The 17268-nt window shown below is 72.6% G+C and carries 15 protein-coding genes; 5 read left to right on the top strand and 10 right to left on the bottom strand.

The features are described from left to right. Positions 1 to 5: 5 nt before the first annotated feature. The 3 genes from ABZT18_RS12130 to ABZT18_RS12120 all read right to left on the bottom strand — a co-directional run bounded on the left by ABZT18_RS12130 (position 6) and on the right by ABZT18_RS12120 (position 2739). Positions 6 to 803: an isocitrate lyase/phosphoenolpyruvate mutase family protein gene (locus ABZT18_RS12130; RefSeq protein ID WP_354994078.1), complete on the bottom strand. Its 798-nt coding sequence runs from the start codon at positions 801 to 803 to the stop codon at positions 6 to 8. Then, positions 800 to 1747, bottom strand: coding sequence for a cytochrome P450 (locus tag ABZT18_RS12125; protein WP_355251272.1), 948 nt, complete (start codon positions 1745 to 1747; stop codon positions 800 to 802). Before ABZT18_RS12125 ends, ABZT18_RS12130 begins: the two co-directional genes overlap by 4 nt. 248 nt (positions 1748 to 1995) lie before the next feature. Beyond that, positions 1996 to 2739, bottom strand: coding sequence for a winged helix-turn-helix domain-containing protein (locus tag ABZT18_RS12120; protein WP_355251269.1), 744 nt, complete (start codon positions 2737 to 2739; stop codon positions 1996 to 1998). Between the two features lie 152 nt (positions 2740 to 2891). Here ABZT18_RS12120 and ABZT18_RS12115 point away from each other — a divergent pair, with 152 nt between their 5' ends. Beyond that, positions 2892 to 5117, top strand: coding sequence for a family 43 glycosylhydrolase (locus ABZT18_RS12115; RefSeq protein ID WP_355251266.1), 2226 nt, complete (start codon positions 2892 to 2894; stop codon positions 5115 to 5117). A 398-nt stretch (positions 5118 to 5515) separates the two neighbouring features. Then, the gene (locus tag ABZT18_RS12110) at positions 5516 to 6349 is read left to right on the top strand and encodes a hypothetical protein (protein ID WP_355251263.1); all 834 of its coding nucleotides are present in this window, start codon (positions 5516 to 5518) and stop codon (positions 6347 to 6349) included. Between the two features lie 169 nt (positions 6350 to 6518). Here ABZT18_RS12110 and ABZT18_RS12105 read toward each other — a convergent pair whose 3' ends face one another. Both ABZT18_RS12105 and ABZT18_RS12100 read right to left on the bottom strand, forming a co-directional pair. Continuing rightward, complete coding sequence (locus ABZT18_RS12105) at positions 6519 to 7040, bottom strand: 2'-5' RNA ligase family protein (protein WP_355251260.1); 522 nt, start codon at positions 7038 to 7040, stop codon at positions 6519 to 6521. A 21-nt stretch (positions 7041 to 7061) separates the two neighbouring features. After that, a complete protein-coding gene (locus ABZT18_RS12100) occupies positions 7062 to 7517 on the bottom strand; it encodes an Lrp/AsnC family transcriptional regulator (protein ID WP_354994084.1) in 456 nt (151 codons plus the stop codon). A gap of 109 nt (positions 7518 to 7626) precedes the next feature. Here ABZT18_RS12100 and ABZT18_RS12095 point away from each other — a divergent pair, with 109 nt between their 5' ends. Next, the gene (locus ABZT18_RS12095) at positions 7627 to 8583 is read left to right on the top strand and encodes an SMP-30/gluconolactonase/LRE family protein (protein WP_355251257.1); all 957 of its coding nucleotides are present in this window, start codon (positions 7627 to 7629) and stop codon (positions 8581 to 8583) included. Positions 8584 to 8639: 56 nt separating this feature from the next. On the opposite strand, the gene ABZT18_RS12090 is transcribed toward ABZT18_RS12095, so the two are convergent. Then, complete coding sequence (locus ABZT18_RS12090; RefSeq protein ID WP_354994086.1) at positions 8640 to 9245, bottom strand: response regulator transcription factor; 606 nt, start codon at positions 9243 to 9245, stop codon at positions 8640 to 8642. Then, positions 9242 to 10396 (bottom strand): histidine kinase, encoded by a 1155-nt coding sequence (locus tag ABZT18_RS12085; RefSeq protein ID WP_354994087.1) that lies wholly within the window; start codon positions 10394 to 10396, stop codon positions 9242 to 9244. Before ABZT18_RS12085 ends, ABZT18_RS12090 begins: the two co-directional genes overlap by 4 nt. Before the next feature lie 131 nt (positions 10397 to 10527). On the opposite strand from ABZT18_RS12085, the gene ABZT18_RS12080 reads away from it, so the two are divergent. Both ABZT18_RS12080 and ABZT18_RS12075 read left to right on the top strand, forming a co-directional pair. Then, positions 10528 to 11400, top strand: coding sequence for a hypothetical protein (locus tag ABZT18_RS12080; RefSeq protein ID WP_355251254.1), 873 nt, complete (start codon positions 10528 to 10530; stop codon positions 11398 to 11400). Positions 11401 to 11585: 185 nt separating this feature from the next. Further along, positions 11586 to 13319 carry a DEAD/DEAH box helicase gene (locus tag ABZT18_RS12075; protein WP_355251251.1) on the top strand — a complete coding sequence of 578 codons (1734 nt, stop codon included), beginning with the start codon at positions 11586 to 11588 and terminating at the stop codon, positions 13317 to 13319. A 48-nt stretch (positions 13320 to 13367) separates the two neighbouring features. On the opposite strand, the gene ABZT18_RS12070 is transcribed toward ABZT18_RS12075, so the two are convergent. The 3 genes from ABZT18_RS12070 to ABZT18_RS12060 form a co-directional block, all read right to left on the bottom strand. Beyond that, on the bottom strand, positions 13368 to 13772 hold the full coding sequence (locus tag ABZT18_RS12070; protein WP_355251248.1) for a DoxX family protein: 405 nt from the start codon (positions 13770 to 13772) through the stop codon (positions 13368 to 13370). 132 nt (positions 13773 to 13904) lie between these two features. After that, entirely contained in the window at positions 13905 to 16235 is a 2331-nt protein-coding gene (gene lon, locus ABZT18_RS12065) for an endopeptidase La (protein ID WP_354994091.1), read from the bottom strand. 141 nt (positions 16236 to 16376) lie between these two features. Further along, positions 16377 to 17246, bottom strand: coding sequence for a manganese catalase family protein (locus ABZT18_RS12060; protein ID WP_354994092.1), 870 nt, complete (start codon positions 17244 to 17246; stop codon positions 16377 to 16379). Positions 17247 to 17268 lie beyond the last annotated feature (22 nt).

Genomic DNA, 17268 nt, shown 5'->3' with positions numbered 1-17268 from the left:
GCCCGTCAGTCGCCGTCCGCCGGCACGAGGCCCTGCACCTCGGCGTACGACGGCAGCCCCTCCGGCGCCGCGAGGCCGCCAGCGCGTACCCCGTCGGCGGCGGCGAGCGCGGCGGCCAGCGCTGCCCGGAACAGCAGGGAGCCGGTGCTGACCCGGGCGACCCCGGCGCCACCCAGCTCGGCCAGCCCCGGCCCGCCCGGCTGGTACAGCGCGTTCACCGGCGCGTCGATCCGCTCGGTGAGCATGTGCAGCGTGGCCAGGTCGACGATGCCGGGCACGAATATCCCATCGGCGCCGGCGGCCCGGTAGGCGCGGGCACGAGCGAGAGTCTGCGGCAGCGGGTCATCCACCCCGAGCCACCAGGTGTCGGTCCGGGCGTTGACGAACAGACCCGGCACCGCCGCCTTCACCGCGGCGATCTTGTCGGCGGTGCCCTCGGGGTCGGCGAGAGTGCCGTCGGCCCGCCCGTCCTCCAGGTTGATCCCGACCACGCCGAGCCCGGCCAACTCCGCCACGTACCCGGCGACCGCCGCCGGATCATCGCTGAACCCGGCTTCGATGTCGACGCTGAGCAGCACCGGCAGCTTGGCGAGCCGACGGGCCAGGGCCAGGGTCTCCGCGGCGGTGGCCCCGGTGCCATCGGGCCGGCCGGCAGCCGCGGCGACCCCGAGACTGGTCGTGCCGATCGCCGGGTGACCGCGCGCGGCCAGCGCCGCCGCAGAGGCGTGGTCCCAGGCGTTCGGCAGCAGCAGGGGTCGCCCGGCGTGGTGCAGGGCGCGGAACTCCGCACGGTGGTCGGTCATCGGACGCTCACTTCCACGCTCGTCGGAACGCGCAGGGTCGGGTGCGGCTCGTGGCGTAGGTCGGCCCGGATGCGCCGACAACGTTCGCGCAGCACGTCGAGCACCCCGCCGGCGAGGGCCAGGGCGTGCCGGTCACCGGGGCAGCCGCGCTCTCCCGCCCCGAAGGTGAGCAGCCCAGCATCGTGCCGACCCGGTCGGAACATCGCCGGCTCGGCGAACACCCGCGGGTCGCGGTTGGCCGCGTCGAACCGCAGCAGCACCGGGCTACCCGACGGCAGATCCTGCCCGCCCACGTGCACCGCGGCGGTGGTGACTCGGCGGGTCGCCCGTACCGGCGGGTCGAGCCGCAGCACCTCGGCCAACACCTCGGCCGTCCCCGCCGCGACCGGTGGTCGGTGGTCGGGCGGGGGCAGCAGGTGGTGGGCGGCGGCGCCGATCAGGCCGGCGGTCGCATCGCATGCCTGGACCAGCAGACCGATCAGGTTCGCCCGTACCTCCGGTGCGGCCGGCGGCGCGAGCGCCAGCAGCGTGGACACCGCCCGGTCGGCCCGCCGGGCCAGCGCCTGGTCAACCCCCGGGTGGTACGCCGCGGCGACGACCGCGACCGCCGTCCCGGCGGCTGCCGGATCGGCGAGACCGAGGCGGCCGGCCAGCACCCGCAGCGGCACCGGCCGGGCCAGTTCACGCATCACGTCGAGACGGTCACCGGCCCGGTCCAGGACGGCGACGGTCAGTCGGGCGGCCTCGTGTCGCAGCTCGTCCGGGTCCAGCTCGGCCAGCGCGGTCACCACCATCGCCCGGCGCTCGGCGTGCCGCTGCGGCGGACTGAACCGGCTGACCGAGGCGCGCAGCCAGGCGAGCGTGCCGGGCGGACCGCTGTCGACGGCCGGCACCCGGAAGGCCGGGTCGGTCAGCGCCGCCCGCACGTCAGCGTGCCGCGTCACCCACCAACCGCGCCCAGGCGCGAACGAGGGCGGGCCGCATTCGGGCGTTTCCGCAGCGGGAGCAATGGCAGGCCATCGGTGAGTCACCGCCCAACCGTAGAAGCCGAACCCTTCGCCCCCCACCGAACAATCCCGCCCCGCCACGCCCTCAAGATCGTGCTCGATCGTGGATCGAGTGGCCTCCGGCGGTGCCGGAGGCCACTCGATCCAGGATGTTGTACCGCCTGCCTCTGGCCGGCGGCCCTGCGTCAGGCTCGGCCGCTGGTGGGCGCCGGGGGTGAGACGGGGGCGAGGGTGCTTTCGGGAACGTCCAGGGTTTCGGCCAGGGCGGCGCGGCCGGCCGGGGTGAGACGGACCGCGCGGCCACTGCCCTGGGTGATCCAGGCCAGGTCGGTGAAGCGACGGCAGAGCGCCGCGCCGAGTGCTCCGGCCAGGTGCGGGCGGCGCTCGGTCCAGTCCAGGCAGTCGCGAACCACCGGGCGTCGAGCGGCGCGCAGCACGTCCACCGGTACGCCCAGCTCCGTCGCCCACGCCCACCCGTCGGCGGTCAGCGCCAACCCGCTGGACCGGTCCAGCCGTCCGTCGGCCAGGAGCGCGTCGTACATCAGCACGCCCAGCCGCCCGGCGAGGTGGTCGTAGCAGGTCCGGGCGTAGGTCAAGGCGGCGCTGGTGGTCGCCGCGCGCAGCGAGCCGGTCGGCGCGGATGGGGTCGGGGCGTGTCCGGCCAGGTGCTCGATCAGCTGGGCCACCGACGGCCCGGCCAGCCGCAGGTAGCGGTGCCGCCCCTGCCGCTCCTCGACCAGCAACCCGCCCCGGACCAACCGGGTGAGATGGTCGCTGGCCGTCGACGGCGCGACTCCGGCACGGCGGGCCAACTCCCCGGCCGTCCAGGCCCGGCCGTCGAGCAGCGCGAGGCAGATCCCGGCCCGCGTGCCATCGGCCAGCAGAGCGGCCAACTCGGCCATGCCCTGCCCCTCGGTGCCACCACTCATGGCCCCATCATCGCCCCGACCATCAGCGCGCCGAACGGCCGGGTCCGGTGTGCGTGCCGGCCCACACGGCGGGTGCGCACCTCTTTACAACGTTGTATCCATCGTTGTAAGAACTAGGGCACACACCGCCCACTCCCCCGAGGCAGGTCCACATGCGACACCTTCGCCGCGGCGGCGCGCTCGCCGCCGCGCTCGGTCTGATCCTGGCCGCGACCGCGCCCCTACCCGCCGCCGGCTCCGACGGTCCGTCCCGCTACCGCAATCCGATCTCGGTCGGCGTGGGCGACACGTTCGCCGACCCGGTCATCGTCCGCGGCGACGACGGCTTCTGGTACGCCTACGGCACCACCGACCCCCTGCGCGAGGGCGAGCACGAGTTCCACCGGGTGCCCACCGCCCGCTCGGCCGACCTGGTCGACTGGACGTACGTCGGGGACGCGTTCGGCCCCGACCAGCGCCCGCCGTACGCAGCGTCCGGGGCGGCCTTCTGGGCACCTGACGTGCGCCGCCTCGGCGACCGCTGGGTCATGTACGTGACGGTCACCGACACCACCGTCTCCACCGAGGGCAGCGACTACGCCATCGGCGCCGCCACCGCCCCCACCCCGACCGGGCCGTGGACCTTCGCCGCCGAACCGGTCGTCGCCCCCCGTCCCGGCGGTGGTGGCGGCTACCTGTGGACCATCGACCCCAGCCAGTTCACCGACGTCGACGGCCGCAGCTACCTCTACTACGGCAGCTACTACGGCGGCATCTCGGTCACCGAGCTCAGCCCCGACGGGCTGACCGCCGTGGGCGCACCGACGCAGGTGGCGATCGACAACAAGTTCGAGGGCAGCTACGTGCTGCGCCACGACGGCTGGTACTACCTGTTCGCCTCCACCGCGAACTGCTGCGCCGGACCGGCAACCGGCTACTCCGTCCAGGTCGGACGTGCGCGCAGCCCACGCGGCCCGTTCACCGACCGCGACGGCGTCGCGCTGACCGCGTCCCGGGCCGGTGGCACGCCGGTGCTCACCCAGAACGGCAACCAGTGGATCGGCACCGGCCACAACGGTTTCCTCACCGACCTGTCCGGTCAGGACTGGATCGTCTACCACGCGATCGACCGCGCCGACCCGTACCTGGACGAGCCGTTCGGCATCAACGAGCGCCCGATGCTGCTGGACCGGCTGGACTGGATCGACGGCTGGCCGACGGTGAACGCCGGCGCCGGCCCGTCCGAGGGCGCCCGGCCCGCGCCGGTGACGACCGGCCGGGTCGATGACCGGTTCGACACCGCCGGGTTGACCGGCTGGCGACGCGACGCCGGCGAGTGGCGGGTCGCCGACGGCCGGCTCACCGGCAACGGCGCGCTGACCAGCCGTACCACCGTGGGCGGGGACGTGCGCGCGGAGGCCGACCTGCGGCTGACCGGCGCGGCCAGCGCCGGGCTCACCCTGGGCGACCGGGTCCAGGTCCGGATCGAGGCGGCTGGCGGCCAGCTCGTCGCCAGCGACGGCCGTCGCCGGGCCACCGCGCCGCTGCCCGTCGGGCTCGACCTGGCCGACCCGCACAACCTGGCGATCGAGGTACGCGGGCAGCAGCTCGTCGCCGAGCTGAGCCCGGCCCGCCTCGGCGACCAGCTCGCCGTGGTGTCGCTGCGACTGGACCGTCCGATCGGGGGTCGACCCGGGCTGACCGCCGCCGGTGGCCAGGCCGAGTTCGACAACGTCAGCGTGGCCCGGCTGTTCCAGCCGGCGAAGCGGGCGGTGCCCGAGCCCCGGGCCGGGGCGCCGCTGCGGGCGTACTCCGACGAGTTCAGCGACGGGCTGGACGGCGACTGGTGGTGGGTACGCGAGGACCCGGCGGCCGCCGTCGCCGGCGGCGCGCTGCGCTGGCCGGTGCAGGCCGCCGACCTGACCGGCACGGGCAACACGGCGGGCGTGCTGCTGCGCGACGCGCCGAGCGGCAACTACGTCGTCGAAACGAAGGTGACGCTGGACCTGGGCGAGGAGACCGTCCGCAACTACCAGCAGGCCGGCCTGGTCGCCTACGTGGACGACGACCGGTTCGCCCGGCTGACCCAGGTGGCGATCTGGAACACCCGGCAGGTCGAGTACGGCTACGAGGTGCCCTTCGCCGGCCAACCGGTCTACGGCGGCAGCATCGTCGGCGCCCCGGCCACCACCACCTGGCTGCGGCTCGCGCACCACGTCGACCCGGCCAGCGGGGAGCACGAGTTCCGGGCCGGCTCCAGCCGGGACGGGCGTACCTGGACGTGGGGTGCGGTGTGGACCTTCCCGGCCAACACCACCCCCCGGATCGGGCTGGTCGCGCACGGCGGCGCCGAGCCGCCGGTCACCGCCGAGTTCGACTACCTGCGCTTCTACCGCTGAGTCGTCCGGAAGGGCCTTCCGTCAACGCGTGGCGTTCGACGGGGGCCCTTCCCCGCGTGCCGTTCCGCGGCGGCGTGCCACCAGCCGGGCGGGCTCGGCGCGGTGAGCGTCGCGGTCGGCTGATCGGGATGCAGGCCGAGGCGCCGCAGAACAGCCGCCTCGATGCCGACGTCCACCCAGCCGTGCCAGCGCCCGTCCGGGCCGACGCCACAGGCCAGGTCCCAGGAGATGTCGCTCGACCCGAAGGGCATCCAGTCGATGCCCCGGTCACGCAGTCAAGCGCGGACGGCAGCCATCGGCTGCGGACAGCCGGGTGTGTTCTCATAGGTCGCGATGGTGACCCGATCCGGGTGCGGAGCGTTCATGGCCACCATGATGCCTCACGGAGGAGCCACCGCGTGCGCGTCAGCATGGCGACCAGCGCTGGTCGGGCCGGCCAGCCGAACGAGGACTTCTTCGGCGCTGTTCCCGGCGCCGCCGTGCTGCTGGACGGCGCCGGCATCCCGGGAAGCGGGTCGATCTGCTCCCACGGTGTCGCCTGGTACACGCACCGTCTCGGCGGCGTGCTGCTCGGCAAGCTGTCACGTGCCGACGGGCGAGACCTCGCGGCGATCCTCGCCACCGCGATCGACGAGACAGCAGCCGACCATCGGGGCACCTGCGACATCACGAACCCGAGCAGCCCGCAGGCGACCGTTCTGGTGGTCCGCGCCCACCGGGGCAGCCTGGAGCACCTCCTGTTGGCGGACTCCTTCCTCGTCCTCGACGACCAGGCCAGCGACGGCCCGCAGGTCATCACGGACGAGCGTGAGGTCACCGCCAGACGCATCTGCTCGGCGCCCCTGGATGGCGTTGCCCGGGGAACACCGGAGTACGACCGCATCCGGGACTCCTGCGCCGAGGCGCTGCGGGCTCGGCGAAACCAGCCGGGCGGCTACTGGCTCGCCAAGGACGACCCGCAGGCGGCGTACGAGGCGGTGACCGGCAGCCGGCCCCTTCAGGACGTGAGCAGCGTTGCGCTGCTCAGCAACGGCGCCAGCCGCATTGTGAGCCCGTACGGCCTGACCGACTGGCCCGGCGTACTGCACCTGCTCGCCGCCGACGGGCCGGCGGACGTCGTCCACCGCGTCCGGCAAGCCGAAGCCTGCGCAGGTCCGAATGCGCCGGTCCCGGACGACGCCACCGTTGCGCACTGGACCCACCTGCCGCGCTCCGAGGACGACGACCTGTAGCGGCGGCAGCCGATGGCCGCTGAACGGCTCAGTAGCCCGGCTCCCAGCGATCCCCGCGAGTCGCTGAGCGGTCAGCTGCGGAGGACGCCAACCGAGGGCCTCCGCGTGACGGAGAAATTCCTCCGGCGGCCCCACCCGATGAGTCTCCGAACGGGACGGTCGCGGGAGATCAGCGTTGCTGGTGGATCAGCGGCGTCACGGACCGGTCCGTGCCGTCGTAGCTTCGAGCCGCGACGAACGCGCCCATCGGTCGCTGACCGCCGGCGACGGCCCTGGCGAGCCGCAGGTCCGCGTTGCGGAACCGCAGCGCCAGGCTCAGGTGCGGCACCCACGCGCCCGGCGCGTGCCACGGACGGTGTCCGGTGGCATGGGCGAGGACGTCCCAGGCGGCGGCGTGCAGCGCGGTCAGCGCCGGCGTGGGTCGGACGAGCCAGACCAACGGCGCGCTGCCGTCGAGAACCACGATGCGGTCGAGCGTGACCGGCACCGGCAGCGCGGCGTCGAACAGGCCAGCCAGACGGTGCTCGGCGCCGGGCGGGAACTCGTCCACCGCGGCGAGGGTCAGGTGCGGCCGGTTGGTCGGATGGGTGTTGCGGGCCAGGCTGGGCAGCCCGGCCGCGGCCAGCCGGTCCCAGGCGGCCCGGACCGCGTCGTCCAACTCCGCCGAACAGATCACCTCGACCGTGCGCACCTCCGCACGCTATCCCGACGGCTACGGCTCGGTCCGGTCGAGCACGCTCACCGGACGTTCGAAGAATGTCTCGAGCACGACGATGGTCTGGGTGCCGGTTACTCCGCCGATGTCGAAGATGCTGCGTAGCGCCGCCTGTAGGTCCTCGGTGGTGGCGGTGCGAATCTTCACCAGCAGCGAAGCCGCGCCGGCGATGATGTGTGCTTCCTGGATGCCGGGTATTGCCGAGAGCGCTTCCCGTGTGTCACCCATCCACGTGTTGCCATCGACCATCACGAAGGCCGAGACGCCGCGCTCCACCGCGGCCGGGTCGACGTCGATGGTGGTTCGGCGGATCACCCCGCGTTCGCGCAGCTTGCGCACCCGCTCGTGCGCCGAGCCGGCGGACAGACCCACCGCCTTTCCCAGTGCCGCGTAGGACTGCGTGGCGTCGTGCTGGAGGCACGTCAGCAACGCTCGGTCGATGTCATCTACCACGCAGCCGCTCCTCGAAATGTAATCTGCCCTATGCGCTTGTTGACCTTATCAGGTTCGGTTTACGTAGGATCTAGCCGAACATGGTCCACGAGATCCAGGAGGCGCAGCGATGGTTGCAACGGTTCCCGCACAGTTCCACCTGCTCGACGAGCGGTTCCGTTACCTCGACGGCGACTTTGTCGCCGAACGGCTGCACACGGGCGCACGCAAGACCGAAGGTCCGGCCTACTTTCCAGCCGGCCGGTACCTGGTGTGGAGCGACATCCCCAACGACCGGCTGTTGCGCTGGGACGAGGTCACCGGTGCGGTCGGCGTCTTCCGCTACGCCTCGGGTTACGCCAACGGCAACACGGTGGACCGCCAGGGTCGGCTCGTCACGTGCGAGCAGGGCAACCGGCGAGTCACCCGCACCGAGCACGACGGCACGATCACCGTGCTCGCCGACCGCTACGAGGGTCGGCGGCTCAACAGCCCCAACGACGTCGTGGTACGCGCCGACGGCACGATCTGGTTCACCGATCCGAGCTACGGCATCGACTCCGATTACGAGGGCAACAGGGGCGACAACGAGTTCGACGGTGGCTGCTACGTGTTCCGTCTCGACCCGGCCATCGGCGACCTACGCGTCGTCGCCGACGATTTCTGCCGCCCCAACGGCCTGGCCTTCTCCGGCGACGAGCAGCAGCTCTACGTCGTCGACACCCGACAGGAACCCAGCCACATCCGCGTTTTCGACGTCACCGCCGACGGCACCTTGACCGGCGGGAAGGTCTTCGCCGAATGCGATTTCGGCCGCTTCGACGGCATCCGTGTCGACGACGCCGGGCGTCTGTGGGCCGCTGCCTGGGACGGTGTGCACTGCTTCGACCCCGACGGCACCCTCATCGGCAAACTTCTGCTGCCCGAACCGGTCGCCAACCTCACCTTCGGCGGCCCGAAACGGAACCACCTGTTCATCACCGCCGGCAACTCCGTGTACGCACTGCGAGTCACCTTCAACGGCGCCCGCTACCCCGACCCCACCAACAAAGACGACGCGCGCGACAGGTCAGCGTCTCGATCATGAAGTTAGCGTCACGACACGCCGGCACCGACGTCGCTAACTTCATGATCACCGCAGGGTCAGAGCCAGCCGTTGTCCCGGGCGGTGCGTGCCGCCCCGGCCCGGTCGGCCGCGCCGAGCTTCTGCACGGCGGCCGAGAGGTGGTTGCGCACGGTGCCGGTGGACAGGTGCACCCGGCGGGCGATCACCGCGACCGGGGCCCCGAACTCGGCCAGCCGCAGCGTCTCCAGCTCCCGAGGGGTCAGCGGGCACGGGGGCAGGGTCAGCGCGTCAGCGGCCAGCGACGGGTCGACGTACCGGCCACCGGCGTGCACCCGGCGGATCACGTCGGCGAGCGCACCACCCGGCGCACCCTTGGGCAGGAACCCTCGGGCGCCGGCGGTCAGCGCCTGGCGCAGGTGCCCGGGACGGCCGTGCCCGGTCAGCACGACCACCGCGCATTCGGGCCGGGCCCGGGTCAGCTCGGCGGCTACCGCGATGCCGTCCAGGCCGGGCATCTCCAGGTCCACCACCGCCACGTCCGGGCGGTGCGCCAGTGCCGCGGTGACCGCCGTCGGGCCGTCGGCGGCGTGTGCCACCACTTCGATGTCCGGCTCCAGGCCAAGCAGCGCGGCCACGGCGACCCGGATCAGGTCCTCGTCGTCGGCGAGCAGGACGCGGATCACGACGGCACCGGCACGGTGGCCTCAAGGATGAACACCGCATCCTCGCGGCGTACCCGCAGCTCGCCCCCGGCAGCGGCGAGCCGGTCGGCCAATCCGCGCAGGCCGTGGCTGTGCGCGTCCGGGCCACGGTCGGCGGCGCCATCGTTGGCGACTGTCATCCTGGCCACGTCGTCCTCCCGGTCGATGCGGATCCGGCACCAGTCGGCCCGGCTGTGCCGCAGCACGTTGGTGCTCGCCTCGCGCAGCACCGCCGCCAACTCGGTGGCGACGGGTTGCGGCAGATCCACCGGCGGCGGCGGGACCGTGCACCGCACCCCGCAGGAGCGCAGCACCCCCACGACCGCGGCGAGCTGTTCGTCGAGGTCGACGGCTCGGTAGCCGTGCACGGTCTCCCGCACCTCGGTCAGCGCGGACGCGGCCAACCGTTGCACCTCGGCGGCTTCCCGCCCGGCCCGTTCCGGGTCGACCGGGGCGAGCCGGGCGGCGAGTTCGGCCTTCAACGCGATGACCGTGAGGCTGTGCCCCAGCACGTCGTGCACGTCGCGGGCGAAGCGCAGCCGCTCCTCGGCGGCGGCCAGCCTGGCCTGGGCTGCCTGACCCTGCCGGGCCTCCACGAGCAGGTCCCAGAACCAGATCTGGAACCCGTTGACGACGGCGACGGCGATCCCGATCCCCCCGGTGACAACGAGGTGGCGCCCGACGGAGCCACCGGTCCACCAGGCGACCGCCACCGCCACCAGCAGGACGCCGGCCGCCAACGCCAGCGCGGCCCGCAGTCGCACCAGCAGTGGCGCCATACCGATCAGTGCCGCACCGAGCCAGGCCCAGGTCGGCCAACTGCCAGCCGCCACCGGCCCCACCAGCGGAACGGTCAGCACCGCCACCCCGGCCAGGCCCAGCTGAGCGCGCCGCCGCCAACGGGGGTCGAGCCATGGCGTCACGGCCGCGTACAGCACAACGGTCTGGGCGATCACGAAGGCGAGGATGCCGACCGCGCCGAGCGCCACCCGGCCCGGGTCGGGCTCGCGGGTCAGGCCGACCGCCGGTAGCAGGACGCTCGCCCAGACGCCGACGGCCAGCGACAGCAGCGTCGCCTGGCGGGCCCGGTGCAGCCGGCGGTCCGCCCGGGGGATCACCGCCTCGCTCGCCACGCACCGATCCTAGGACCGCCCCGCGCCCGGTCCACCCCTGCGAACGTCACGGTTGGACCGTGCGGTCCGCACAGGATTCCAGTGACGGACGAGCCTGCCGACCGCGCCGGAACGCCGGCAGGGTCAACGGCATGGAGAAGACACGGATGTACGCGGACACCATGGTCGTACCGTCGCATGCGCCGCGGTCGGCACCGCCCGGCGGCGACAGGCGGCGACTGCTGTGGCACCTCGGCGAGATGGCGCTCGCGATGATCGCCGGGATGCTGCTCCTCGGCCCGGTGTGGGACACGGTCGGCGGCGTGTCGGGGCTCGCCGGGTCACTGGGCCGCCCGGATGTGGCCGCGCTGGTGATGGCCACGAACATGACAGTCGGGATGACGGTGTGGATGCGTTACCGGGCGCACCGGTGGCCGGCGGTCGGCGAGATGGCGGCGGCGATGTACGTTCCGTTCCTGCTGCTGCTCGTGCCGTTCTGGGCCGGCCTGCTTGATGGTGACGCGCTACTGCTCGGTGGTCATCTGCTGATGATTCCCGCGATGGTGCTGGTGGCGGTGCGGCACCGGCACGAGACTCCGGCGCCGGTGCGCTGGCACCCGGTCGTGGTGGCGCTCGCCCGCCGCTGGCCGACCGGGCTGGCGCTGCTGATGACGGTCGACATGTGGGTCGACCCGGGCGTGCTCAGCCCGTGGACGATGCTGGTGCTCGCCGGCGGCTATCTGGTGATCGGCGTGGTCCGCGGCACGCTGCACGGGCCGGGGGTGCTCGCCACCCAACTGGCCGGCCTGGTCGGTTGGGTTGCCCTGACGCTGGTCGCGGTCGCTGCCGGCGGGCGGACGGCCGAGTGGCTGGTGGCGTTCGGTTGGCTGGCGCATGCCGGCTGGGACCTGGTCCACCACCGCATCGGCCGGGTGGTGCCGCGCGGGTACGCGGAGTGGTGCGGCGTGCTCGACGCGGCACTCGCGGGAATCATGATCCTGGCAATCCTGACCACCGACGCCTGACCCAGACCACCCGCCGTGCCCGGTTGGCAAGATCCGTAAGAACAGGGAAAGTGGTGTCTCAGGCGTCGTGGAGGCACCATTTTCGCTGCGGTTGCGCACAACGTGAACCGGCGCGGCATGGGGCGCGGCACACTCTTGTGCCGGTCGGCGCAGCGGTCGTCCCGGCATGATGAAAGGCTTGGCACATGAGTTCCGCACCTGTACAGCACGACGCACCGACCGACGCCACCCCCGCCGGCACCGACGAGGTGAACGCCTTCACCGAGCTCGGGCTGCGCGCCGAGCTGCTGGGCGCGCTGGCCGCCCTCGGGTACGAGGAGCCGACCCCCATCCAGCGGGAGGCGATCCCGCCGCTGCTGGAAGGTCGGGACCTGCTGGGTCAGGCGGCCACCGGCACCGGCAAGACGGCGGCGTTCGCGCTGCCGCTGCTGAACCTCATGACGGCACACCGCCAGGGCGGCGACCCGGTGGCGCTGGTGCTGGTGCCGACCCGGGAGCTGGCGGTGCAGGTCTCCGAGGCGTTCCACCGCTATGGCAAGGACCTGGGCGCGCGGGTGCTGCCGATCTACGGTGGGCAGCCGATCGGGCGGCAGCTGCGGGCACTGGACAGCGGCGTCGACGTGGTGGTGGCCACCCCCGGGCGTGCCCTCGATCACATCGCCCGGGGCACTCTGCGCCTGGGCGGGCTGGCCACGGTGGTGCTCGACGAGGCCGACGAGATGCTCGACATGGGCTTCGCCGAGGACATCGAGGCGATCCTGGAGCACGCCCCCGCGCAGCGCCAGACGGTGCTCTTCTCGGCCACCATGCCGTCCCGGATCGACGGGATGGCCCGGCAGCACCTGCGCGAGCCGGTCCGGATCGAGATCGGCCGTGAGCAGACGGTCGCGGGTGAGGCGCCCCGGGTGCGGCAGAGCGCCTACATCGTGACGCGGGCGCACAAGCCGGCCGCGCTGGGTCGGGTGCTGGACGTGGAGTCCCCCACCGCCGCGATCGTGTTCTGCCGCAGCCGGGAGGAGGTCGACCGGCTGACCGAGACGATGAACGGCCGGGGCTACCGCTCCGAGGCGCTGCACGGCGGCATGAGCCAGGAGCAGCGCGACCGGGTGATGGGCCGGCTGCGGGCGGGCACCGCCGACCTGCTGGTGGCCACCGACGTGGCGGCCCGCGGGCTGGACATCGAGCAGCTCACCCACGTGGTCAACTACGACGTGCCGTCGGCGCCGGAGTCGTACGTGCACCGCATCGGCCGGGTGGGCCGGGCCGGCCGCGAGGGCGTGGCGATCACCCTCGCCGAGCCGCGAGAGCACCGGATGCTCAAGACCATCGAGCGGGTGACCGGCCAGCGGATCACGATAGACAAGATCCCCACGGTGGCGGACATGCGGACCCGCCGGTTGGAGCTGACCCAGGCGGCGCTGCGGGAGAGCCTGCTGGAGGACGACCTCGACCCGTTCCGGGTGATCGTGGAGACGCTGACCGACGAGTTCGATCTGATGGAGGTCGCCCTCGCCGCGGTGAAGCTCGCGCACGAGGTGGCCTCGCCCGGCTCCGACGACGATGAGGAGATCCCGCAGGTGCCGGTGCGCGGCCCGCGCGAGGGTCGACCGGAGGATGGCGGCCGCGGCGGCGATCGCCGCGGCGGGGGCCGGCCGCGTTCCGGCGGCGGCAACACCGTCCAGGTCTTCGTCGGCCTGGGCCGGCGCGCCGGGGTGCGCCCGCAGGATCTGGTCGGCGCGATCACCGGGGAGACCGGAATCCGCGGCCGGGACATCGGCTCGATCGAGATCGCCGACCGGTTCTCGCTGGTGGAGGTGCCGCAGGGGGTGGCCGACGAGGTGATCTCCGGGTTGCGCTCCAGCACGATCAAGGGCCGCAAGGCCACCGTGCGCCGGGACCGCGGGGGCGACGAGCGCTGAGCACGCCGCCGGCGACCGTCGGGGTAGGACGGTCGCCGGCGCTGCGGATCAGAAGGAGTACGGGCCGAAGCGGCCCCACGCCACCACGGCGGCGAGGACGAGCAGCACCGCACAGGTGATCGCGCCCTGGATTTCCGCCCGACGCCGCTCCTCGCTGTCCTGCTTCTTCATGTCGCGCAGGTGCACCAGAATGCCGCCGATCATGACGATGACCAGGCCGACGGCGGCGAGGGGGGTGAGCACGGTGGCGATGCCGGTGAGCGGGGGCAGCACCAGCCCGATGGCGGCCAGCAGCTCGACGGCGCCGAGCGCCTTGACCTGGGTCGGCGGGACCGGGTCCACCCACCGCATCATGTCGCGCAGCTTCTCCTTGGGCTGGGTCAGCTTGGCCACGCCGGCGCCGGCAAAGACGACAGCGAGCAGGATCTGGATGATCCAGAGCACCACGTTCACGGGGGTTCCTCCAGGGGGCCGCCTCGCGGCGGAGAGGTAGTTGAAAGTTCAAGCGAGACAGTAGACCCCTCTGCGCGTACCAGAAGGACCCCCGCCGTCGGTAAGACGGCGGGGGTCCTTCTGGTCGGAGCGTCAGGCGGCGGCGAGCGCAGGAGGGTCCAGCGCCTCGACGTCGGCCGGGCGCAGCGCCAGGGCGAGCACGTCGGCCACGTCGGCCAGGGTGTGCACGGTCAGCGCCTCGCGCACCTCGGTCGGCAGGTCGTCCAGGTCGGGCTCGTTGCGCGCCGGGATGATCACCTCGGTGAGGCCGGCCCGGTGCGCGGCGAGCAGCTTCTGCTTCACCCCACCGATCGGCAGGACCCGACCGGAGAGCGTCACCTCGCCGGTCATCCCGAACTCGGGGCGGACCGGGCGGCCAGTGACCAGCGACGCCAGGGCCGTCACCATCGTGATGCCGGCACTCGGGCCGTCCTTGGGCACCGCGCCCGCCGGAACGTGCAGGTGGATCCTCCGTCCCGCCAGGGCGTTCGGGTCGATGCCGAGTCGACGCCCGTTGGAGCGCAGGTACGACAGCGCGATGTGCGCCGACTCCTTCATCACGTCACCGAGCTGGCCGGTCAGGGTCAGCCCCGGCTCGCCCTCCATGCTGGTCGCCTCGATGAAGAGAACGTCCCCACCGGCGCCCGTGACCGCCAGGCCGGTGGCCACGCCGGGCACCGCGGTGCGCTCGGCCGATTCCGGGGTGAACTTCGGCCGCCCCAGGTAGCCCGTGAGGTTGCTGGTGTCGACGCGTACCGGCGACGGGTCGGTCGCCAGCGCCACCGCCACCTTGCGCAGGATCTTGGCCAGGCCACGCTCCAGCTGCCGGACGCCGGCCTCCCGGGTGTACTCCCCCGCGATCAGCGCGAGAGCCTCGTCGGCGATGCTGACCTCGTCGGCGGTGAGGCCAGCTCGCTCCCGCTGCCGGGGCAGCAGGTGGTCCCGGGCGATGGAGACCTTCTCGTCCTCGGTGTATCCGTCCAGGGTGACCAGCTCCATCCGGTCCAGCAGCGGGCTGGGGATGGACTCCACCACGTTGGCGGTGGCCAGGAAGAGCACGTCGGACAGGTCGAGGTCGACCTCCAGGTAGTGATCCCGGAAGGTGTGGTTCTGGGCCGGGTCGAGCACCTCCAGCAGGGCGGCGGCCGGGTCGCCGGCGTAGCCGGCGGCCAGCTTGTCCACCTCGTCGAGGAGCACGACAGGGTTCATCGAGCCGGCCTCGCGCAGCGCGCGGACGATCCGGCCGGGCAGCGCGCCCACGTAGGTGCGCCGGTGACCGCGGATCTCCGCCTCGTCGCGGACGCCGCCGAGCGAGACCCGGACGAAATTGCGCCCGAGCGCCCGAGCCACGGACTCGCCGAGGCTGGTCTTGCCCACTCCGGGAGGACCGGCGAGGGCGAGGACCGCGCCGGAACCGCGACCGCCGACCACGCCGAGGTTGCGCTCGGCACGCCGGTTGCGCACGGCCAGGTACTCCAGGATGCGATCCTTCACGTCGGCCAGGCCGGCGTGGTCGGCGTCGAGCACCGCCCGGGCCGCGGCCAGGTCGGTGTTGTCCTGGGTACGCGTGCCCCACGGCATCTCGAGCACGGTGTCCAGCCAGGTGCGGATCCAGCCCGCCTCCGGGGAGGCGTCACTGGCCCGCTCCAGCTTGCCGACCTCGCGCAGGGCCGCCTCGCGGACCTTCTCCGGCAGCTCGGCGGACTCGACCCGGGTCCGGTAGTCGGCCGAGCCGTCCGGCTCGTCCTCGCCCAGCTCCTTGCGGATCGCGGCGAGCTGTTGACGCAGCAGGAACTCTCGCTGGGACTTCTCCAGCCCCTCGCGGACGTCGCTGTTGATCTGCTCGGTGACCTCCTGCTCGGCCAGGTAGTCCTTCACCCAGCCGACCAGCAGCTCCAGCCGGGCGGTGACGTCCGGCGCGGCGAGCAGCTCGGTCTTCTGGTCCAGGGTCAGCCAGGGCGCGTAACCGGCCGAGTCGGCCAACTCGGAGAGGTCTGTCATCCGTTCCACCGCGTCGATGACCTGCCAGGCGCCCCTCTGCTGGAGCACGGAGGTCACCAGCGCGCGGTACTCGCGGGCGAGTTCCCGGGCGCGGCCGGCGTGAGCGGGTTCGTCGAGTTCGGTCGCCTCGACCCAGAGTGCGGCGCCGGGGCCGGGCACGCCGGAGCCGATCCGGGCCCGGGACAGGCCACGGATGACGGCGACGGGCTCACCCTCGGGCAGCCGGCCGACCTTCTCGATGGTGGCGACCACGCCGACCGGGCCGTACTCGCCGTCGATACGGGGCACGGCCAGCAGCGTGCGGTCGCCGGTCGCCCGCGCCGCGTCGATCGCGGCCTGGGTGGTCGGGTCGAGGGTCACCGGGATGACCATGCCGGGCAGCAGCACGGCGTCGGTCAGGGGAAGTACCGGAAGAGTTGCCATCGAACACCTGCTATCAGGTTGAGTTGAGCGTGTCTCACTCAAGTAACAAAGCGTTCCCCTTGTTCCGCTCTGTGACCCAGACCACTGTCCGACCCCGTACGTCGAGCCGCCCGGGACCGGCGGGCGACCCGACGAGAGGCGTCAGGTGAGCTTGCTCTTGACCGTGTTGACGACCGAGCCGGCCGCACCTGGGTTGGTGCCGTACAACCGCGGATCACCCGGAGGCAGAACCGGCTCCGGGGCGTTCACCCGCGGGCTGTCGCCGTACCGGAACTCGCCCTTGCCATCCGGCGTGGGCCCGGACGCCCACCGCCCCTCGGCGGCGTCGCCGCCCGCGGAGAAGCTCAGGTAGGTGTAGCCGAACTCCTCGGTGAACTCGCCGGAATCCGGGAAGGCCTCCGGCACCGGCATGTCCTCCAGCCCGTCCTCCTTGAGCTGCTCGATCGCCGCCAGCCACATGTTCTGGTGCATCGTGTCGCGGGCCAGCAGGAAGCGCAGCATCTGCTTGACGCCCGGGTCGTCCGTCATGTTGAACAACCGGGCGACCTGCAGCCGACCCTGCGCCTCCGCGGTGACGTTGAGCTGGAAATCGGCCAGCAGATTGCCGCTCGCGGTGACGAACGAGCCGTTCCAGGGCACACCGTTGGAGTCGGCGGGCAACGCCCCGCCACCGCCATGGATGAAGTGCGCGGGGTTCGACGCGGCGAAGGTCGCCGCACCCCCGGGGTTGTCCGCGATGCCCTCCGACAGCGACAGCGGCGCGTTGTCCAAGAGCCGGGTGATCATCGTGACGATCATCTCGACGTGGCCCATCTCCTCGGTGCCGACGTCGAGCAGCAGGTCCTTGTACTTGCCGGGCAGCCGGCAGTTCCAGCCCTGGAAGAGGTACTGGTTGGCGACGGTCATCTCGCCCCACTTGCCGCCCAGAACCTCCTGCAACCGGCGGGCGAACGCGGCGTCCGGGCCGTCCGGCTTGGCCTCGAACTGCAGATCCTTGACATGACTGAACATCTGACCTCCTCGGTACGGGAAA

Origin of the sequence: Micromonospora sp. NPDC005291, from assembly GCF_040607415.1 — a bacterium.
Classification (GTDB): Bacteria; Actinomycetota; Actinomycetes; order Mycobacteriales; family Micromonosporaceae; genus Micromonospora.
This window is presented reverse-complemented; position numbering and strand designations above follow the sequence as displayed.